We start from the raw sequence: 20,342 nt of genomic DNA, 5'->3' as shown, positions 1-20,342 counted from the left end.
TTTCAGATTCGCGTCTTCGTATAAGCGTCCTGCACGCCGTCGGACCATGGGCCGACGTTCCACTGGCCATACGCACCCATCCCGCCCGCGGGGTCCGCACCGTAATAGACCGGCACGTGAATCAGACTCAGGCCCGGGTGAGCGTGCGCCTGCGCGAGCGCATCGCGCAGACCTCGCTCCGTATCACCCGCCGACAATGCCATCACGCCCGCCACGGCTCCCGCCATCGCCACATAATCGACGGCGACCGAATCGTTGGTGCGGTAATCGGTATCGAACTGCGCTTCCTGCAAGCTGCTGATCGCCGCCATGCGGCGGTTGTCGAGCAGCAGGATGGTGCCGTGCACGCCATGCTCGATACCGTCGATCAGGATCTGCGGATTCATCATGAACGAGCCGTCGCCGGTGAACGCGACGCCATAGCATCCTTTCCCCGCGATCGCCTGAGACAGCAGCGCGGAAACGGCGAAACCCATATACGACGCACCGGACTCGGTATACGTTTCGCCGGGCAAGTCGTCGCGGATCACCTGGAAGCCATTAGCCTGCACGTCGCCGGCATCGAAAAACTTCAGCGCACCGATCTCGCGGCAAAAACGCTCGGCGATGGCGATGGCCTGCGGTTGCGTCAGCACCTCGCGCCGCCAGACCGCATCGAAACATCGAGGGCCGCCGGCGCGCGCGTCGCGCAAGGCCAGCCACTCGGCTTTCTTGCGCGCGGCCTCTTTGAGCCACGCCGATTTCGCCGGCGTCAAAGAACCGGCCAGCGCCACCGCCAGCCGCTCGCAGATGGCCGCCGCATCTCCCAGCAACGCGGTGCTTTCGTTGTAGTGCTGGACGTCGGTCGGATCGGCGTTGATATTGACCACATGACGAACCTTGGGCCAGCCGATGCCCGAGCAGTCCGACTGGCACACCGCGCGGCTGCCGATCACGATCAGCAGCTCGGCCTCCTGCATGGCCCAGTTGCCGCTGATCGACCCTTTCGAGCCCGCCACGTGCAGGTTATGCGGATGGGCGTCGGGCAGCACACCAACCGTTCCGGGGCTCAGGACCGCGACCGCACCGCTGGCTTCGGCCAGCCGCCGCACCGCCGCCGCAGCATGACGCGCACCGGCGCCGACCTTGATGGCCACCCGGTCCGCGCCCGCGATCAGCTTCGCAGCCACGGCCAGGGACGCCTCGTCCGGTATCGGCAAACGCGGCCAAACGGGTCGGGCCGCAAGCGCATCGAGTCTCAGCGACACCCGCGCCAGTTGCGTGTTCAGCGGCAGATTCAGATAGAACGGCGCGGGCCGCCACGGATGAAACACGGCCGCACTGCCATTGCGCAACGCGTCGCGCAATGCAGCGGGCGTATGCAACGTATAGGACGCCCCCATCCGTTCTGTCAGGGACCCAAACAGTCCCTGCCCGGGGCGAGGAATCTGCTGCATGTTGTAGCCCTCGCCGTGCGTCGTCTCGTCGCCATACAGATGGTAGACGCCGACCCCGTTCGACGCAGCGGCCAGCGAGCCGGCGAGCGCTTGCAACGCGCCGGGCCCGATCGACGTGAGCACCGCGGCGACTTCGCCGTAGACCCAGGAAAGCGCGGTGGCCGCGTGCGCCATTTCCACTTCGTTGCGGAACTGCCAGCATTTCACGAGACCGTGCGCCTCGTAGATACGCAGAATCTCGGCAATCGCGGTATTGCCGTGTCCGAAGATCGCCAGATACTTGGTCACGCCCTGCTTCATCAAACCCAGCACGAGCGCTTCGGCCAAAGGCAGTTCGACGACATCGGAAAGCAGGCCGTCCGCCAACGCCTCGCTCAGCCCGCCCGCCTCGCGCAACCAGGCGGCGCGGCTTTCTGTCGTGACCGGAAGCTGCTTCGACGGAGTAACGAGATCAGACATGGTTGTGCCTCGCGGGATCAAAATGCCAGGCGAATCGCCTTGCCTTCACGAGCCGACTGCTCGGCCGCCGACGAGAAACGCAGCACCTCGCGGGCCTCCCTCGCCGTTAGCACCGGCGCCCCACCCGTTTGCAGCGCATTCAGGAAATGCCGGGTCGACAGCACGAAGCTCTGCTCCCACCCGCTCGGCACGTCGTAGGTCGTGAGCTGGCCGTCGCGGTACAGGGTCACGGGCGGCGTCGCCCCGAGCCGTCCATGGCCGCCGTTGATGAAGAGCACACCCGACGTGCCGGTGATCTCGACGCGATCGTCCTGCGCATAGTGGCGCGTCACGAGTTCCATGTCCGGCGAATAGACGATCTCCAGATTGCCGACACGATTGCCGGGAAACCGGAACGAGATGATCGACTGTGCATCGAAACGCATGCCGCCCGGACCTTCGGTATCGCCGATAAACGCATGCACCTCTTCCGGATCACCCATGAAATGCCAGGCGAGCGCGAACTTGTGATGTCCGTCGTCGAAAACGAGCGGCCCGCCGCCCGCGTGAGACTTCTCACTGCGCCATGCCGATGCGGACGGTGGCACTTCCCACGCCGTCGCGCTGCGCGCCGGGTTCGACTTGATGCGGATCGACAGCGGCGTGCCGATCGCGCCCTGATCGATCAGCTCGCGCGCCTTCAGCACCGGCGGATAGAAGATGAAATTCTCGAAGACCTTGAAAGGCCGGTCATAGGCCTCGGCGGCCGCCACGAGTTGGTCCGCCTCGGCGAGATCGACGCACATCGGCTTTTGCAGCGAGACGATCTTGCCCGCCGCCATCGCTTTCAGCGCCACCGGCAGATGCAGATGATGCGGCAACAGAATCTCGACCAGATCGATGTCCTCACGCGCGAGGAAGCGATCCACGTCCTCCTCGACCGCGACGTCGGGAATGCCCCAAGCAGCGAGCTTGCTGCGCGCCTGCGCCACATCCCGGTCACAGACGCCGACGATGCGTGCCAGCGGATTTTGCAGGTATTCGATGGCGTGCAGATCGGAGATGCGACCCGCACCGATGATCCCCACGCGAAAACGAGATCCCGTCATTTTTCTTCCTCTATTTGAATAGTCTCTGTTGGCGATGGTTTGCGTTCATCGCTTCGCGTGGCGTGATTCCCGATCGCGATTCCGTCCGGGTCGAAGCGATGCAGCTTTGAGCTTTCCACATTCAGTCCGACTTCGTCTCCGCGGCGCACCGCGTGCGCGAGCGGCGAGCGCACCGTGAGCGTCGGCAGGCCATTGCCGATGCCGAGGTAATACAGTGTCTCCGCGCCAAGCTGCTCGACGAGTTCGATGCGCCCGCCAACGCTCGCCTGCCCGCGCGCGCAAAGTGTGATGTGCTCGGGCCGGATACCGATACAGTCCACACCATCCGGCGCGCTGCGCGGACCGGCATCATCCCGGCTCATTAGATACGGCCAGGCCGACGCCGGTAGCACGTTCATCGCAGGCGCGCCGATAAAGCGCGCGACGAACAGATTCGCGGGCCGTTCATAGAGCTCCATCGGCGTGCCGACCTGCTCGATCTTGCCGCCGTTGAACACGACGATCCGGTCCGCCAGCGTCATCGCCTCGACCTGGTCGTGCGTGACGTACACCATCGTCGCCCGCAACCCGGCATGCAGTCGCGCGATCTCGAGGCGCATCTGCACCCGCAACGCGGCATCGAGATTCGAGAGCGGTTCGTCGAACAGAAAGATCTTCGGATGGCGAATGATGGCGCGCCCGATCGCCACGCGCTGCCGCTGCCCGCCCGACAATTCTCTCGGCGTGCGTTCCAGCAGATGATCGAGCTGCAGCGTCTTGCCGACCTCGCCCACCTGCCGCCTGATCTCGCGCTTGTCGACGCCCGCGAGCCGCAATCCGAAGCCGATGTTTTCAGCCACCGTCATGTGCGGAAACAACGCGTAGGACTGGAACACCATCGCTATTTCACGCTTCGACGGATGCACCTGCGTCACATCCCGGCCATCGATATGGATCGTCCCGCCCGACACGTCTTCGAGGCCGGCGATCATTCTCAGCATCGTCGATTTGCCGCAGCCCGACGGGCCGACGAACACCACGAACTCGCCGTCGGCGATGTTCAGATCGACGCCATGGATGACCTCATGGCCAGCGAACGATTTGCGTATGCCCTGCAGACTCAATTGCGCCATTCGATCACCCTTTTACCGCGCCCATGGTCATGCCCTTGATGAAGTAGCGCTGGAAGAACAGAAACACCAGCAGCGTCGGCAAGCTCGCCAGAATCGACAACGCGCCCTGCACGCCCCAGGCGACGGAATACTGGCCATTCAGATTCACGATGCCGAGCATGATGGTGCGTTTGTCGTCGGATTGCGTGAACACCAGCGGCCACAGAAAGTCATTCCAGATCCACGTGAACTGCAGCGTCGCCAGCACCGCGAGCGCCGGCAAACTGAGCGGTAGCACCACCGACAGCAGCACGCGCGGCTCCGATGCGCCTTCCATGATCGCGGCTTCACGCAGCGTGCTCGGCACCGTTGCGAAGAAGTTGCGCATCAGCAGCGAGCAGATCGGAATACCCAGCGCCGTATGCACGAGGAAGACCGGCCACAGTGTGTCGATCAGGCCGAAAAAATTGAAGAGCCGGAACAGCGGAATCAGAATCACCTGCGGCGGAAAGAACATGCCGGACACCAGCACCAGGAACAGGCCATTCGAGCCGCGAAAAGGCAACTTCGCGAATACGTAACCGGCGAGCACGCCGAGCGCGGTCGAGACGATCGTGGCGGGCACGGTGACGGTCAGCGTGTTCACGAAATACTGGTGTACCGCGGGCTTCGACAGCACTTCGATGAAATTGCCGAGGTACAGCCTGACCGGCAAGCTCCAGAGATCGCCCAGCGCAATGTCGCGCTGCTCCTTCACCGACGACAGCAAGACGCCGACAGTGGGTAACAGGAACAGCACCGCCAGCACCACGAGAATCGTGAAAGTGGCCGCTCTCGCCGGATTGAAGCGGGCATACAGACGCTCATCCATAGATGCGGTCCACCTTGCGCAACTGACGGAAATACAGGCCGATCACCGACACGGCGATCAGGAACAGCACCACGGAAATCGCACTGCCATAGCCCATGTGATATTTCTTGAAGCTCTCGTTGTACATGTGCATGGCCAGCGTATCGGAACTGTTGAACGGTCCACCGCCGGTCATGATGTAGAGAATGTCGAAACCCTTCAGTGAGTTGATCACCGACAGCGCCACCGCGACCACGGTGGACGGCGTCAACAACGGCAGAATCACGAGGCGGATGCGCTGCCAGCGGCTCGCGCCTTCGATATGGCATACCTCCTGCAAGTCTTCGGGAATCGCGGTGAGCCCGGCGAGATAGATCACCATCGACAGCCCGGTCTGTTGCCACGACCACGCGACGATCACGGACCACAGCGCCGTATTCGGTTTAGCGAGCCACGCAAAGTCGTGAGGGGTTCTTGTCGCGTGAGACAGAAACAGGTTGAGCAGCCCCCAGTCGGGCTGATAGATCCAGATCCAAATCTGGCCGACGATCACGGCCGACAGACAGATCGGCAGATAGAAGATGCTCTTGAACACCCGGGAACCGGGCACCTTCGAATCGAGCAGCAGCGCCAGACCTAAGCCCAACAGCGTCGGCAACGCGATAGCGGCAACGATCCACAGCGCGGTATTGAGCGCCGCATGCGAAAACAGATGATCGTCGCGAATCCGCGTGAAATTGGACAACCCGACAAAATCATAGTCGGACGAAAAGCCATTCCAGTCTGTAAAGCTGTAGTAGAACGACGACAGCAGGGGGCCCACCACCAGTATTCCGAAAAACCCCAGGGGCAGCGCGAGAAATACCACGCGCCATAGCCGATCGTGTTTCCTCATCTCGCGTCTCTACCGGAAAACAAGGCGGGCCGCCGCCGGGCGACCCGCCTTCGTGGAGGTGTTACTGCTTCTTGAACGCGGCCTGCGCATCCGTCTGGGTCTGACTCAGCAGGCCCTTGATATCGCCAGGCTGGTCGATGAACTTCGCGAACATCGACAGTCCGACTTCCGACACCGGCGGCGGCGTGGCGAGGTCATAGTTGAAGGCGAAGCTGTTGGACTTCTCGACCGCGGCGGCGGCTTTCTGCATCACCGGGCTGTAGTGGGACTGATCGACCTTCACGTTGGCCGACAGCGCGCCCTGGGACGACGTCCATGCCGACTGCACGTCGGTGTTGCTGACCATGTAGTCGAGCAGCTTTTCGCTACCCGCCACGTTCTTCGAGTTGGCGGAAATCACGAGGCCGTCCACCGGGCCCAGCGCGACGTTCGGCACACCCGCCTGCATCTGCGGGAACACCGCAACGTCATAGTCCTTGCCCGCCACCAGATGGTTGTTGTTCCAGTAGCCGGTGATCCACGTGCCCATCAGCGTCATCGCGGCATCGCCCTTCGCGACCTTGTCGGCGGCATCGGTCCAGTCGATTGCGTTGGCGTTATTGTTGAAATAGCCCGCATCGAGCATGGACTTCCATTGGCCCATCACCGAGCTCACCTGCGGATCGTCGTAGCGGGCATGCCCCGTCATCAGCTTCGCGCGATAGTCCGGCCCCGCGGTACGCAACAGCATGTAGTCGAACCAGAACTGCGCAGGCCAGCGATTCTTCGAACCCATCGCAATCGGCGTGATGCCTTGCGACTTGAGTTGCTTGCACATGGCGAGGAAGCCGTCCCACGTGGTCGGCATCGTCGTGATGCCCGCCTTGGCCATCACCTTCGGGTTATAGAAAACCCCGACGAAGTGATAGTCGACCGGCACCAGATAGCGATGCCCGCTGTAGCTCGTCGCCGCTGCCGCGATCGGTTTGGAGATCACGGAATCCAGCCCCGCGGACTTCCACATGCCGTCGATCGGATGCAGGCTCTTCGAATCGGCGATGAATTGCGTCTTGGCGCCCGCCCAGAAACTGAATACGTCGGGCAGGCTATGCCCGGCCGCGCGTACCAGGATCACCGACTTGAAATCCTCGTGTCCCACCGGGCTTTGCTTGATTGCGATCCCGGTCGCCGTGGTGAATTTGGCGAGTTGTTCGTTGAACGCCTTCTCCCCCATGTCGCCGGTGAAATAGTCGCTGATCGACACTTCGCCCGAATCCGCGAAGGCCGGGGTCGTGAATCCCGCGGCCGAGGCCAGTAGTGCAGCCAGCACAAGCGCGCGACGCTTTACTCCGTGTCTCCCCAACATGCCTGCCTCCGTAAAGTTGACGCATGCAAAACAACTTGGATTAAAAACTGAACTCACCCGACAGACCGACCCAATTCACCAGTACTGAATTTGCATAGGCACAACATTACTTCACATCTAGCGTAAAAAAATCCGTGTAATTCCCTACGTTGAGTGATTTTTCGGCTAGAGTTTTCCTATGTAAAACTTTTAATGTTTTGCACACGAAAACTTTTATTGGTGTGGAGGGATATTTCATGCGACTGCTCCAGTCCCTGACTCGAGGCCTCGAAGCACTGACGTATCTGCGGACTCATCACGGCCCCGTCCGGCTAACGGAACTCGCGAGCGAACTCGAGATGGACAAATCCATGGCCGCCCATCTCCTGAAGACGCTGGTTGCCGCCGGCTATGCGGCGCAGGATTCCAACCGGCGCTATCTGGCCTCGAACGGCAGTCAGCCGGGCAAGCCGGTACAACGCACGCTGGAGGAAGTCGTCGCGATCAAGGAAGCATGGCGCCCGGCGCTGGAAAGACTCGCCGCGTCCACCGGGGAATGCACGCATCTGGCGGTGCTGGTCGGCTCGCGCGTCTGGTATATCGACAAGGTCGACTCGACCTTGCCGCTCAAGGTCGATCATCCGATCGGCGCGCTGTCGCCGCTGCACTGCACGGCGCTCGGCAAAGCGTTCCTGGCCTTCGGCCACGCCGAAACGCCCGCCGAATTGGCCGCGTACACGTTGCGCACCCTGACCTCGGAGCTGGCTCTCGCGCAGGAGTTGGAACTAACGCGCCAGCGCGGCTATGCCATCGATGACGAGGAATTCACCGATGGCATCCGCTGCGTGGCTCGCCCCATCTACGACGGGCACGACGAGATGATCGCCGCGATGGGCATCTCGTGCCCGAGCGTGCGCGTCGACGCGGCTCGCCTCGCCGAATTGGGCGACATCGTGCTGCGCGAGTCGGGTAGTTGAACGGGGGGATATCGTCGGCGGCGATTTCAGTCGCGACGCCCGCAAGCGACGATGCGTTGACGCGAGCCGAGCCACGCGACACGGGTTGAGCCAGCAGCCTGCTGGCTACAACTTATGAGGTCCAGTGTATTTCGACGGTCGAAACGGCAAACTTCAAATCGTCCGCCTCAAGACAACAGGTTTTCCACCCATCGTCTGTTTGGTCATCCATGCGGCAAGCGCCGAATCCAGGTAGTCGGCGTGTCCGGGAAACCAGTTGTACAGATGCATGCCGATGTCATGCACCAGCGCGCAACCGGCCTGCCCCGCTTCGACCGCTGCTTTAACGTCGCGGACTGACTTCAGCACGGCTTCGTGCTCTTCGATGTGGCAGTCGCGCGGGGGAAAGTTGGTGGTGCGCATCCATTCGTCTTCCTGCTCGAAATGGCTGACCGCATGCTTCTCGAATTCCTCGATCGCGGCAAGGGCGCTCGCATCGGTGCAGGTCACGAGCCGTAGCGCGACTTCATAGAATTCCTTATGCACGTCATCCATCGGCGTGAAGCCGAGGAGCCGTGCGTCTGACCACACAAGGCTGTTGTCACTCTCCCGCACAGGGGCTTCGACATCTTTCAATACAGGGGCTGTCATGTCCGTTCAATCCGGCTTTATCAAGAGTTCTATGATAGCCGTCAAACATGGAACGCCGCGAATTTCCCAGCATTCCATCATCAGCGTGGCTTAAATCCTTCCGTCTTTCGAGACTAGCTGGCTCGAACACCAGCGCCTCGCAGATCGAATATTCCTGACTCGGCTGGCCACGGCATATTGCTCCCTCGCTCAACACGACTTGCAGGAGCGCGATCGCTACGTCATCGCGGTCAAGCGTGACAGCAACGGACGCGGCGGTTCGATGAGCTTCATCGACGACACCGCCGAGGGCGACGCCGTGGACGTCTCCTTGCCCCGCAACGAGTTTCCGCGTGCTGGTTCTGATTCAGGAAATCCTGACGGCTGAAATCAGTGCTTCCTGAGACGACATTCCGCCGGCGCCGATTGGACGCACGCACCGATCTCCATAGCATCGACTCATCGTCTATCGAAGGGAAAATCATGGCGGGCAATCGGTCACTGCGTTCGGAGGTCGAAAAACTCGTTGGCCCGACACGGGGCCGCGGGGCGTGCGTGCGTCTGCTCGACCGCTCCCGCTCGGGCGAAACATGCCGCGTGTGCATTCAGATCGATCGGCCCTCCGGGACGTTTTCACTCTTCTTCTTTCGCCATGCCGACGGCACATGGCACGTGTTCCCGCCGGGCCTGCGCCGTCCGGAAATGGGGATAGGCCGCCTGGCGGCCTGATCGTTCATCAATCGATGAAACGTCACATCGTCGGGCGCTATCGCGGATTCGTTATCGAAGCACACATGGAGCCACGCACGGCCCGTTTGTCCGATGGAATCGCGCTGACCTATCACGTCACGTGGTCGTTACGCAGAAGGACACGAAAACAACACCTCACCGGTGATTTCGCCGATCCGGTTACATACGAGTCGGAGAGCGTTGCCCTCGTGTGCATCGACCGCGAGGCTCGCGCTCTTATCGATACGATGCTGGCGAATCACGCCAGGCACACGCTAACCGCTACCACGCGTTCTGCAGATCCGCGATCGTCGCCGCCAGGAAGCGCGCCGCCTCGCCGCCTGTCACGACGCGATGATCGAACGTCAGACTGAGCGGCAAGATCCGGTGCACGGCAGGCGCACCGTCTGCCGCGACCACCTGTTCATGGATGCGCCCCGCGCCGAGGATCGCGACGGTGGGCGGCACGACGATGGGCGCCGCGTACTTCCCCGAAATCATTCCGAAGTTCGACAGCGTGATCGTGTTGCCGCGCATTTCTTCCGGCGGAATCTTGCGCGCGCGGATATCGGCGCGCATCCGGTCGAGACCGCCGCGCAGATCCGCCGCATCGCGATGCGCGACGTCGCGCAGCACCGGCACGAAAAGCCCATCGGGCAGATCGACGGCAATGCCGAGATCGATCTTCTCAAGGACATGGCGTCGCCCCGTATGTCCGTCGAACCATGCGTTCAGTGGCGGCTCGGCGCGGCAGCCCGCGACCAGCGCGCGGATCAGGCGGATCGTCACGTCGGTGTGCGGCGGCCACGCATGAATATCGGCGTCGTCGATCACGGTCGCGGCGGCCACTTCGCTTTGCGCGCGCGCCATGTTGTGCGCCATCGCACGCCGCACGCCGCGCAGCACTTCGGCCGGACCGACTTCGCCAAGTATCTTCGCGACGCGCTGCACGTCAGCCGCCGTGATCACGCCTTCCGGGCCGGACGGCGTCACCATCGAGAGATCGACATCCAGTTTGCGCGCAAGCGCGCGCGCCGCCGGAATCGCCTTGATCACACCACCGGCCGCGCTGACGCCACCGCCCGTGCCAGGCGACGCAGGCGCTTCCTGCACGACATGCTGGCCAACTTCCATATGGCCGACGACAGTGCCCGCGTCTGCATCATCGGCCTCGCCCTCGAACGCGACGAGCGGCGCGCCCAGGTGCACGATATCGCCGGTCCGTCCGAACAGCTTCGTGATGCGGCCGGATTGCGGCGACGGAATCTCGACGATCGCCTTCGCCGTTTCGACCGACAGCAACGGTTGATCCGCGCGTACTTCGTCGCCATCTTTCACATGCCATTCGACGATTTCCGCTTCCTGCAAGCCTTCGCCGAGGTCCGGCAGTTTGAAGATTTTCATGGCTTTACGACGCCTCCATAGCTTGCCGCACCGCCGCGACGATGCGCGAGGCACCCGGCATGTATTGATTCTCGAGCCGGTACAGCGGCACCACCACGTCATAGCCGGTCACGCGCTGCACAGGCGCGAGCAGCGAATAAAGCCCGCGCTCGGCGATATTGGCGGCGATCTCCGCGCCGATGCCGCCCGTGCGCGAACCCTCGTGCACGATCACGCAGCGGCCCGTCTTCGCCACCGAGGCCAGGATCGTGTTCATGTCGATCGGCTTGAGCGTCGCGACGTCGATCACTTCGGCCATCACGCCTTCCTGCGCGAGCAGATCGGCGGCGCCCTGTGCGTCCTGCACGGCGCCGCCCCAGCACACCAGCGTCACATTCGAGCCGTCGCGCAGCGTAAAGCAGGTGTCGAGCGGCAGCCCTTCGCCGTTGTCTTCCACTGTCTGCCGGAACAGCCGATAAAGGCGAGTCGGCTCGAAGAAGATCACCGGGTCGGGATCGCGAATCGCGGCCAGCAACAACCCGTACGCGCGCGCCGGCGACGAAGGCGTGACGACGCGCAAGCCAGGAATGTGCGCGAACAGGGCTTCGGGGTTTTCCGAGTGATGCTCCGGGGCATGGATGCCTGCGCCGCACGGCGCGCGGATCACCAGCGGACAGGTGAGGCGTCCGCGAGTCCGATGCCGCAGACGCGACGCATGATTGAGCACGTGATCGATCGCCGGATACAGAAACCCGCTGAACTGGATCTCGGCGACGGGCTTCAGTCCCATCGCTGCCATGCCGATCGCGGTGCCCGCGATCGCTGACTCGGCGAGCGGCGTGTCGAGCACGCGCTGCGCGCCGAAGCGTGCCTGCAAGCCGGCCGTCGCGCGAAACACGCCGCCGTTCACGCCGATGTCCTCGCCGAGCAGCACGACGGCGGGATCGTGTTCGAGTTCGTATGCGAGCGCCAGGTTGATCGCATCGATCATGTTCAGATCAGCCATGGCCGTTGCCTCCGTTCTGACCATGCCGACCATTGCCCGCTATCGGTGCGAATCGCTGCGCGTTTTCCAGTTGCTCACGCATGGCATGCGGCAGCGTCTCGTACAAGTGATCGAACATTGCCGAGGTATCGGGGGGCGGCACAGCCAGATACGCCTCGACGGCTGCCTCGACCTGCGCGTGACACGCCCGGCCGAGTTGCTCGTCCTGCGCTTTGTCCCAGAAGTTCATCCGCATCAGATACTTGCGCAAACGCAGCAGCGGCTCGTATTCCCATTGCTTCCGAATCTCATCCGGGTCGCGATAACGCGTTGCATCGTCGGCCGTCGTGTGATCGCCGAGTCGATAGCTGAGCGCTTCGATCAGCGTGGGGCCATCGCCTCGGCGCGCTTTCGCGAGCGCCGCATGCATCACCTGATGCACGGCGATGACATCGTTGCCGTCGACCTGCAAACCGTCGATGCCCGCCGCGATTGCCTTCTGCGCGAGCGTTTGCGCCGCGCTCTGCGTGCTGCGCGGCACCGAAATCGCCCACTGGTTGTTGTTGACGACGAGCACGAGCGGCGCCTGCCAGACGCCCGCCATGTTCATCGCTTCGTAGAAGTCGCCCTTCGATGTGCTGCCATCGCCGCAAATCGTCACGGCGACGCGCGGTTCGCCGCGCAGCTTGAACGCGTAGGCCGCGCCGGCGGCATGACAGACCTGTGTGCCGATGGGAACGCAATTTGGAAAGTCGAGCCGCGGTACGCTGAAGTCGCTGCCGCGTTCGTCACCGCCCCAATACAAGAGGCTTTCCGTCATCGTGACGCCGCGCAGCAATTGCGCCGCATGATCGCGATACGAAGGAAACAGCACGTCATCGGCCTGCATCGCGCTCGCGACGCCCACTCCGATCGCCTCCTGCCCCACCGACGAAGCAAACGTGCCGAGCTTGCCAGTGCGCTGCAGCGCGACCGCTTTGGTATCGAATGCGCGGGTCAGCACCATCGCGCGATAGAGGGAGATCAGCGCCTCGGGTTCCCGCGCAAAGGCCGGCAATGGCTGTACGGGCTCGCCTTCGGGACCGAGATATCGCGTGTACCCGATGTGAAAACTGGCAGTCGTGGTCATGACCGCCCTCCTTATTCTTCCGATGTGGAATGCGTGCAGGAGATCACGTGCACAACCCGTGCCTGTAGGCGCGGAAGTGCCGGCGCCCTGAACGGCGGTTCGGGCGGCTTATCGTTTGACACGGAAAGCGGGGATAAGGTGCGAAATTTTTCTGCGTAGTGCGTGTCAGTGCAGGAGCCGCATCTTTACGGCAGCACGACGCTGAAGGACATCGAACAGAACTGCCTCGTGCTGGCCGACGGCTACTTGCTGGCGGTCCGCGCAATTGACGATCTGTGGGCCAACCAGACCTGAGCCGCCTCTTCGGTCAAAGAAGCACGCGGGCTCCGCGATGGAGCCCGCTTCGGCCGAATGCTTCGGATTACTTTGCGACGCTATCCAGCGCGGTGGCCCGAATGAGCCGTGTCTCCTGTGCCGTGATCAGATGGCCGGATGCCTTCAGATAGGCGGGGAAGTCCGGGTGCGTATCGCGTGCCAGGCACCGTCGTTCGTAGTCGGCCAGATCGTCATACCCCCACAGGTGAGTGAACTGGTTCTGCGGTCCGACCATACTCGTCCAAAAACCGAGCGGATGTCCAAGCGTCTCGAGCAGGATTGGCATCGCGAGCCTGTCGAACACGTCGAGAAACTCGGGCATCTTGCGTAGCGCGATCGTGTAGACCCGGAAATCGACGAGGGGCTTGGCCAGAAACATTGGTTGGGTATTCATGCGTATGCCTTCTCTTTGCGAGTCATCGCTTTGGTGGCGATCGCATTTCCGGTGACGAACCCGAACGTCATATTCGGCCCGTGGGTGATACCGGCGCCCGGGTAGTTGCCGCCCATCACGCTGCGCCGGTCATTGCCGACCGCGTAAAGGCCCTCGATCTCGCTGCCGTCGGCCCGCAGCACCTCGCCAGTGACGCTGGTCTTGAGGCCGTCGAACGTGCCCAGATCGCCCATCACCACCTTCACCGCATAGAAGGGGCCGGTCGCCACAGGCGCAACGCAAGGATTGGGCTTGTGGTCCGGATCGGCGAGATAACGGTTGAACGAGGTGCGGCCGCGTTGGAAGGCCGGGTCTTCTCCGCGCTCGGCATCGCGATTGTAGGCATGGACCGTCATTTCGAGCGCATCGGGAGCGATGCCGCAATTGCGCGCCAGCTCGCCGATCGTGTCGCCCTTGATCAGGTAGCCTTTGCGCAGCAACGGCCCCACCGGCATCGGCGCGGGCTTCGCATAGCCCAGTCCATATTTGCCGAGCGCCACCTTATCGCAGATCAGCCACATCGCCGTCTCCCGTTCACCCTCGCAGGCGCGCATCAACGCGGCGCCAACGTCGTGGTAGGAGTTCGATTCATTGGTGAAGCGCTGACCGTTGCGCAGCACGCCGATCACGCCGGGTTTATACCGGTCGAGCAGATGCGGAAATACGCCGGTGCGGCCCTTGCCAAACGGCACCTTCGAGACAGGCATCCAGGCCGCCGCATCGGCGAAGCCGAGCTTCACGGCACCGCCCACCTTCTCCGCCATCGTCAACCCGTCGCCGGTATTGCCGACGGGCGTGGGCGACAGATGCTCACCGCCACGCTTCACATGCGGATAGACCTGCGCAATGCGCTTGAGATCGTGCGGGAAGCCGCCACAAGCCAGCACGACGCCGTGCCGGGCGGTGATTCGAAGCTCACCGTCCGCTGCGCTCGCGCGCACGCCGATCACCTTGCCGCTCTTGCTCAGCAGTTCCTTCACAGGCGTCGAAGTGAGGATCGGAATGTCGATCGCCAGCGCCGACTTCGCGAGTCTCGCGGCGAGCGCGTTGCCGCTCGTGACGTTGATGCCCCGCCTGTAGAGCGCAAGCTCCTTGATGTGCGTAGCCAGACGGCGGGCCACATACATGAACGAAATGATGGACTTGGTCGCGCGGAAGAAATGCTTGAGGTCCGCGTTCGAGGAATTGAACATCATCCCCATGAACGTGATCGTCTCGAGCGGCTGCTTGAGGCGGCGCATGTCCTTGCCCAGCCCGCGAATGTCATATGGCGCGGCGAGGATCGAGCGACCGATGTCGACGCCGCCGGGCGCATCCGGGTGATAGTCCGGATAGAGCGTGGGCACGAACTTCATCTCGGTCTCGCGCTCGAAGAACTCGACCATTTTCGGCCCGTTCTCGACAAAGCACTCGACCGCGGCGGCATCGTAGTTATTGCCCGTCTCGCTCATCATGTATTCGCGCACGCGCTCGACGGTGTCAGCCGGGTTCTGCTGTCGGCCGTATTTGCTCAGCGGAATCCATAAGACGCCGCCCGACAGCGCGGTCGTACCACCGAACACGGGCTCCTTCTCGAGCACGATGACATCGAGGCCGCGCTTGCGTGCCGTGATCGCAGTGGCGAGGCCCGCGGCGCCCGATCCGACCACGACCAGATCGCAGGTGATCTCCTTGGTCATATCCAATCTCCTTGTCGTTGTGGTGTGACGGCGCTCACGCGGCCGCAGTAGCGTTGAAACCGGGGCGCGGAACCATGTCCATCAGCATGCAATCGAGCCCGCCGTCGACGAGCACCTCCGCGCCATTGACGTAGGCAGCCATATCAGAGGCGAGGAACAGCGCCGGGCCGGCGAGGTCTTCCGGCTCGCCGATGCGGCGGCTCGCGGTGGCGGCGGCGCGGCGAGCCTCGAAGCCGGGCTCCTCGTAGAACTTCGCGGACAGCGCGGTGCGGATCATGCCGGGCAGCACACAGTTGCTGCGCACGCCGCGTGGGCCCCACTCCGCCGCCAACTGCCGCGATAGCAGCAGCACGCCCGCTTTGCTCGGGCTATAGGAACCGCTATTGGTCTGCGGATTGAGCGACGCAATCGACGCAACGTGGACGATACTGCCTTTGCCCGCCGCCAGCATGTCGCGCCCGAAAGCCCGGGCACACAGCAGATAGCCGGTCAGATTGACGGCGATGGCCTGGTTCCAGTCCTCGATCGAGACTGTCTCGAGCGCTCCAGCGCGCAGCAGCCCTGCATTGTTGACGAGCGCGCCGACCGGCCCGAGCTCCGCGCGAACCTTGTCGGCAGCAGCGGCAACCGAGGCTTCGTCCGACACGTCGCAGCCGATCGCTCGCGCCACCGCACCGGCCTTCCGAAGTTCGGCGGCGACAGCTTCAGCACCGGCAAGGTTCCGATCCACGAGCGCGACGTGTGCGCCGATAGCGGCGAACGCGCGCGCGATGCCGGCACCAATGCCACTGCCGGCACCCGTCACCACGCAGACCTTTCCGTTCAAGTTCAGCGCGTACGGGGTCGAGGCCGCTGCGCGATTTTCAAGTTCCTGTCTCATGTAATTACCTTCCTGAAATATGTATGCGATTACGCTTCCTGATATCCGTATCGACATTGAACGCCCCGAGCGCCTGTGGAACAATGGACAGAGTCGACATAGAGCAGGACATAACGTGCATCATGGCCTCTGACCAGCAGCGCCGCCGGACCGTGCTGCATTTCGCGCTCTATGGCGCGGAAGCCGACCAGCCTTGGGGCGACATGGTCCATTACGAGCGCATTCCGCTGCGTGCCGGGCGTTTCGATTTCGACATCGAACCGCACGTCCACGATGCGCTGATCCAGGTGCTCTACGTGACCGCCGGCGGCGGCGAGACTTTCATCGACGGCAAAACCTGGGCCGTCCAGGCGCCATGCCTCGTGGTCGTGCCGGCGCGCTCGGTCCACGGCTTTCACTTCCGCAGCGACGTCGACGGTCACGTGATCACCGCCGCGCAGTCCGCGCTGGAATCGCTGGCGATGACGGCCGCACCCGAGCTGCTCGAATTCATCCGCACGCCGACGGTGTTGTCGATCGATCCCGCCGTGGAGCGCGGCACATCTCTGGACACGCTGTTCCAGTCGATCGGGCACGAGGCGGAGAGCCACGAGCGCTGGCAGTTCACCGCGGGCGCCGCACTCACTATCACCCTGTTCGTCAAGATCGGGCGTCTCAGCGAGAGCGCCCGGCTCTCAGCCAGTTCCGAGCAGCGCACGATGGCCGCGCGAATCGAGCGGTTCCGCGCCCTGCTCGACCGCCATTGCCGTGAGCGGCGCCCGGTCGCCAGCTATGCCGGCGAGATGGGCGTCACCACCGGCCAACTTTCGCGGATCTGCCGCGCTACGTTCGGGGTCTCGGCCATCGAGGCGATCGATGCACGCTCGATTCATGAGGCCAAGCGGCTGCTCGGCTATTCGACGCTCAGCGTGAAGCAGATCGCCAGCGAACTGGGCTTCCAGGACGAGGCGTATTTCGGACGCTTCTTCCGCAAGCAGACGGGACTGCGGCCAACCGAATACCGCTCCGCAGCGCACGACCGATCCTTGCCGCCTGAAAAGGCAAGAGCGAACTGACTCGCTCTCGCCCCTTGATCCGCTTCAGGCCGACAACGCCCCCAGCTTCACGAACAGATGCTCGGGCCCGGAGTTGGTCAGATTGTTGCCCCGCACATACTGGATCGGCCTTGCCGGATCGAGCGCAATCTCGCCGATCTTGCGGGCCAGAGCCTTCGTCGCGATCAGCGTCTCCAGCTTGGCGAGCGGCGCACCGAGGCATTTGTGCATGCCGTTGCCGAAGCCCAGATGACCGCTGGAATCGCGGTCGATGTCGAAGGTCTCGCCATCGGCAAACTTGCGGCTGTCGCGGTTCGCGGCCGACAGCAGCAATCGCACCACCGCGCCCTTCGGCAGATCGACGCCCGCGACGGTGGTCGCCTCGGTGGTGATACGGCTCACGCGCTGGACCGTGCCACGGTAGCGCGCCACCTCCTCGACGTAACGCTCGGCGTCGGCGGGGTTTTCGCGGATACGTGCCAGCAGGTTCGGCTGTTCAGCGAACATGCGAAACGCGTTGGCAACGAGGATGGTCGTCGTGTCGTGCCCGGCGATGAAGACGAACGCGCACAGCTCTTTCGCTTCCTTTTCCGAAAGGAGCCCGTCTTTCCACATGCGCGCGATATGTCCGCCGATCGACTGGCTGTCGGTCAAAGCGAGCCGCTCCATCGCTTCCTTCAGGTAAGCGAAGAAGGCCTGCGCGCTCTGCTCGTCGGTGCCGGTCCCCGGCGCATTGCGGGCCAGGCGCCCGAAATAGCTAAAGGTCTCGTCCGACCAGAACTTCATTTTTTCCTCATCCTCGTTCGGCACGTCGATCATCGCGGAGATCGTCGAGATGCTGAGCGGGATCGCGAAATCGTCGACGACGTCACCGCCGCCCTTGGCGATCATCACATCGAGCAAATCCTCCGCCCTTTGCGCGATCTGATCGATAAAGGGATCGAGCGCCAGCGGCAGGAACGACGGCTGGACGACCTTGCGCAAGCGCGAATGCGCGGGCGCATCGAACAGCGTCAGGAACGTCAGCGGCGGCGGGCTGACGACCTCGGAGGAAAACAGCTTCGGATTGCGGATCGCCTGGTAGACATCGTCATAGCGCGACAGGAACCACACGTCTGAAGTCGCCGATTGGCAACGCAGCACCGGCGCATGCTCCCGCATCCAGCGGTAGTGCTCGTAAGGGTCGCCTTGCGAGCCGTCATCGACCACCTTGAATGGTTCCAGCCCCTCGGGCCAGTCCAGCTCGTGTGAATAAGCCGGAAGCGTGCTGCCCGAGAATGGACACACCTGAGGCGCGCTCTGCGGCACGGCAGGCGGGAGAGCGGGAGCCGCTGCGGCCGCCGGTGCCGTCTTGCCCGTCGCCATGCGCTCCAGCGCCCGGCTCATCGTGGCCTTGGAATGGAGCGCATGCAGCGCAATCACGTCCCGCGCCGCGTTCAGGTCGCCCAGTTCGAAGGCGGCGACGATGTCCCGATGCTGCTGGACGATATCGCCGACGATCTCGATCTGGTCGGTCAGCGCGCGAGCGATGTAGTCCTGCACGGCCAGCTGCCGGTACAGCGCGATCAGCTGCGCATTCCCGGAAGCTTCGATCGTGAACAGGTGGAACGCGTGATTCGCCTCGATGTAGCGTGGCACGTCGGTAAAGTGCCGCCCTCGCACGAACGGCGCCGTCGCCTCGGCGAGCTGGCGGAAGGTGATCAGTTGCTCGCTCGACAGCCGGCCCATGGTCAGTTGAGCCGCCCCCAGTTCGAGCGCCATGCGCAGGTCGAAGGCTTCATCGACATCGACAGGAGCGAGGCGCTCCTCGCCGGTCTGGACCACGAGGCCCGTGCCGGCAAACTTCTCATAGTAGAAATTGCGCGGCGTCAGCCCCTCTGACGACAGAAAATCGCGCACCGCATCGACCATCGGCGGCGGGCCGCAGAGATAGACATCCGCTTCGCCACCATTGAGCTGGGACGCGTTGATGTGGTGGGTCACATAGCCCTTGTTGGGATAGGCACTGTCAGGGTTGGAAACGGTGCAGGCATAGGTGAAGTTCGGCAGGCGCTGCGCATAGGTTTCGAGCCGGTCGATGCCGACCAGATCCTCATCGGTGTTCACACCGAGGATCATGTGGATCGGATACGGACTGCCGCCGTCCTCCACGATCTTGTCGAGCATCGACAGGAACGGCGCGAGACCCGTGCCACCCGCCAGAAACAGCACCGGCCGCTCGATGGCGCGCAGATAGAAGCTTCCCATCGGGCCGCGAAATTCGATCGCGTCGCCGACTTTGGCGGTTTCGCAGAGCCAGCTCGACATCACCCCTTGACGCACATTGCGCACAAGGAACGACACGTGCGGCTCGGACGGCCCCGAGCTGAACGAATAGGACCGGGTCTGATCGGTGCCGGGCACCTGGACATTGACGTACTGCCCGGGAAGAAAACTGAGATCCGCGCGGTTCTCGAGCTCGACCGAGAAGGCGATCGTAGTGTCCGACGCTCGTTGGCAGGCGACGATCCGCCCCTTGTGGGAGGACGGGCCGGTTCCCGAGACATCGGAGTTCGTGGCGATCTGGATCACGCAGTCGGAGCGCGGGCTCATCTGGCAGGTGAGAACCTTGCGGGCGCTCACCTCGTCCGGGCTCAGCGCATCTTCCACGCAGTCGCCCAGAACGTACTCACCGGACTCGCAGACCGCCTTGCAGGTGCCGCACACGCCATCACGGCAATCGAGCGGGATATTGATCCTGGCGCGGATGGCGGCATCGGTGACGCGCTCGCCCTCCTCGCAGTGGATGAAGCGGGTCACTCCGTCCTCAAAACGGAGGGTTATCTGGTGGGCCATGCCGGTGTCTCCTCTAGAGCCGCCCGAACAGTCCGCTTCGCTGTCGGTATGTTCGGGCGGGTGGCGCGCGAGGTAATCTTGTTTCTCTCGCAAGCGCCAGGTGGGCTTAGTGGCGCCAATTTAGAGCCTGGGCCGCGTTCGCCTCAATGGACAGAGACGACGTTTGCCCGGACAAAACGTGCATCTAGATGGATACCCGATGGCGTTCGTA

Annotated in this window: 18 protein-coding genes and 1 pseudogene; 5 read left to right on the top strand and 14 right to left on the bottom strand. The window is 63.1% G+C overall.

Going from position 1 to position 20,342, the window contains the following annotated elements; genetic code table 11:
• Positions 1–2: 2 nt before the first annotated feature.
• The 6 genes from QFZ94_RS39420 to QFZ94_RS39395 all read right to left on the bottom strand — a co-directional run bounded on the left by QFZ94_RS39420 (position 3) and on the right by QFZ94_RS39395 (position 7,164).
• Positions 3–1,895, bottom strand: a complete 1,893-nt coding sequence (locus QFZ94_RS39420) for a thiamine pyrophosphate-dependent enzyme (protein WP_429463335.1) — start codon at positions 1,893–1,895, stop codon at positions 3–5.
• A gap of 17 nt (positions 1,896–1,912) precedes the next feature.
• Complete coding sequence (locus QFZ94_RS39415; RefSeq protein ID WP_429463333.1) at positions 1,913–2,983, bottom strand: Gfo/Idh/MocA family protein; 1,071 nt, start codon at positions 2,981–2,983, stop codon at positions 1,913–1,915.
• Positions 2,980–4,095: an ABC transporter ATP-binding protein gene (locus QFZ94_RS39410; RefSeq protein ID WP_429463331.1), complete on the bottom strand. Its 1,116-nt coding sequence runs from the start codon at positions 4,093–4,095 to the stop codon at positions 2,980–2,982. Before QFZ94_RS39410 ends, QFZ94_RS39415 begins: the two co-directional genes overlap by 4 nt.
• A gap of 4 nt (positions 4,096–4,099) precedes the next feature.
• Complete coding sequence (locus QFZ94_RS39405; protein WP_410848344.1) at positions 4,100–4,945, bottom strand: carbohydrate ABC transporter permease; 846 nt, start codon at positions 4,943–4,945, stop codon at positions 4,100–4,102.
• The gene (locus QFZ94_RS39400; RefSeq protein WP_410848343.1) at positions 4,938–5,819 is read right to left on the bottom strand and encodes a carbohydrate ABC transporter permease; all 882 of its coding nucleotides are present in this window, start codon (positions 5,817–5,819) and stop codon (positions 4,938–4,940) included. Before QFZ94_RS39400 ends, QFZ94_RS39405 begins: the two co-directional genes overlap by 8 nt.
• 61 nt (positions 5,820–5,880) lie before the next feature.
• A complete protein-coding gene (locus QFZ94_RS39395; RefSeq protein ID WP_429463329.1) occupies positions 5,881–7,164 on the bottom strand; it encodes an extracellular solute-binding protein in 1,284 nt (427 codons plus the stop codon).
• Positions 7,165–7,400: 236 nt separating this feature from the next.
• Here QFZ94_RS39395 and QFZ94_RS39390 point away from each other — a divergent pair, with 236 nt between their 5' ends.
• Positions 7,401–8,120 (top strand): IclR family transcriptional regulator, encoded by a 720-nt coding sequence (locus QFZ94_RS39390; RefSeq protein WP_368581414.1) that lies wholly within the window; start codon positions 7,401–7,403, stop codon positions 8,118–8,120.
• Positions 8,121–8,273: 153 nt separating this feature from the next.
• On the opposite strand, the gene QFZ94_RS39385 is transcribed toward QFZ94_RS39390, so the two are convergent.
• Complete coding sequence (locus QFZ94_RS39385) at positions 8,274–8,750, bottom strand: bacteriohemerythrin (protein ID WP_410848340.1); 477 nt, start codon at positions 8,748–8,750, stop codon at positions 8,274–8,276.
• Positions 8,751–8,943: 193 nt separating this feature from the next.
• On the opposite strand from QFZ94_RS39385, the pseudogene QFZ94_RS39380 reads away from it, so the two are divergent.
• Positions 8,944–9,081, top strand: a pseudogene (locus QFZ94_RS39380) (oxidoreductase); the annotation flags it as partial.
• A 131-nt stretch (positions 9,082–9,212) separates the two neighbouring features.
• Positions 9,213–9,458, top strand: coding sequence for a hypothetical protein (locus QFZ94_RS39375; RefSeq protein ID WP_368581683.1), 246 nt, complete (start codon positions 9,213–9,215; stop codon positions 9,456–9,458).
• A 282-nt stretch (positions 9,459–9,740) separates the two neighbouring features.
• On the opposite strand, the gene QFZ94_RS39370 is transcribed toward QFZ94_RS39375, so the two are convergent.
• From QFZ94_RS39370 to pdhA, 3 genes are read right to left on the bottom strand one after another with little or no spacing between them, the layout of a single operon-like run.
• Positions 9,741–10,862, bottom strand: a complete 1,122-nt coding sequence (locus QFZ94_RS39370; protein WP_429463326.1) for a dihydrolipoamide acetyltransferase family protein — start codon at positions 10,860–10,862, stop codon at positions 9,741–9,743.
• Between the two features lie 4 nt (positions 10,863–10,866).
• Entirely contained in the window at positions 10,867–11,847 is a 981-nt protein-coding gene (locus QFZ94_RS39365) for an alpha-ketoacid dehydrogenase subunit beta (RefSeq protein ID WP_429463324.1), read from the bottom strand.
• A complete protein-coding gene (gene pdhA, locus QFZ94_RS39360) occupies positions 11,840–12,955 on the bottom strand; it encodes a pyruvate dehydrogenase (acetyl-transferring) E1 component subunit alpha (RefSeq protein ID WP_429463322.1) in 1,116 nt (371 codons plus the stop codon). The genes QFZ94_RS39365 and pdhA overlap by 8 nt, the downstream gene beginning before the upstream one ends.
• A gap of 162 nt (positions 12,956–13,117) precedes the next feature.
• Between pdhA and QFZ94_RS39355 the strand changes: the two genes are divergently transcribed.
• Complete coding sequence (locus tag QFZ94_RS39355; protein WP_429463320.1) at positions 13,118–13,249, top strand: hypothetical protein; 132 nt, start codon at positions 13,118–13,120, stop codon at positions 13,247–13,249.
• Positions 13,250–13,316: 67 nt separating this feature from the next.
• Here the strand turns inward: QFZ94_RS39355 and QFZ94_RS39350 are convergent, their stop codons facing one another.
• Genes QFZ94_RS39350 through QFZ94_RS39340 form a run of 3 tightly spaced genes read right to left on the bottom strand, consistent with a single transcriptional unit; the run spans position 13,317 to position 16,262 of the window.
• Positions 13,317–13,664 (bottom strand): NIPSNAP family protein, encoded by a 348-nt coding sequence (locus QFZ94_RS39350; protein ID WP_410848335.1) that lies wholly within the window; start codon positions 13,662–13,664, stop codon positions 13,317–13,319.
• On the bottom strand, positions 13,661–15,388 hold the full coding sequence (locus tag QFZ94_RS39345) for an FAD-dependent oxidoreductase (RefSeq protein WP_429463318.1): 1,728 nt from the start codon (positions 15,386–15,388) through the stop codon (positions 13,661–13,663). Before QFZ94_RS39345 ends, QFZ94_RS39350 begins: the two co-directional genes overlap by 4 nt.
• A gap of 28 nt (positions 15,389–15,416) precedes the next feature.
• Complete coding sequence (locus tag QFZ94_RS39340) at positions 15,417–16,262, bottom strand: SDR family NAD(P)-dependent oxidoreductase (RefSeq protein ID WP_429463316.1); 846 nt, start codon at positions 16,260–16,262, stop codon at positions 15,417–15,419.
• A gap of 122 nt (positions 16,263–16,384) precedes the next feature.
• On the opposite strand from QFZ94_RS39340, the gene QFZ94_RS39335 reads away from it, so the two are divergent.
• Positions 16,385–17,317 carry a helix-turn-helix domain-containing protein gene (locus QFZ94_RS39335; protein WP_429463314.1) on the top strand — a complete coding sequence of 311 codons (933 nt, stop codon included), beginning with the start codon at positions 16,385–16,387 and terminating at the stop codon, positions 17,315–17,317.
• Between the two features lie 24 nt (positions 17,318–17,341).
• On the opposite strand, the gene benC is transcribed toward QFZ94_RS39335, so the two are convergent.
• Positions 17,342–20,131 carry a benzoate 1,2-dioxygenase electron transfer component BenC gene (benC, locus tag QFZ94_RS39330; protein WP_429463312.1) on the bottom strand — a complete coding sequence of 930 codons (2,790 nt, stop codon included), beginning with the start codon at positions 20,129–20,131 and terminating at the stop codon, positions 17,342–17,344.
• Positions 20,132–20,342: the final 211 nt, after the last annotated feature.

The sequence above is a fragment of the Paraburkholderia sp. JPY465 genome (assembly GCF_050436725.1).
GTDB lineage: Bacteria > Pseudomonadota > Gammaproteobacteria > Burkholderiales > Burkholderiaceae > Paraburkholderia > Paraburkholderia youngii.
Note: the sequence above shows the minus strand (reverse complement) of the source record. Positions and strands in the feature narration are given on the sequence as shown.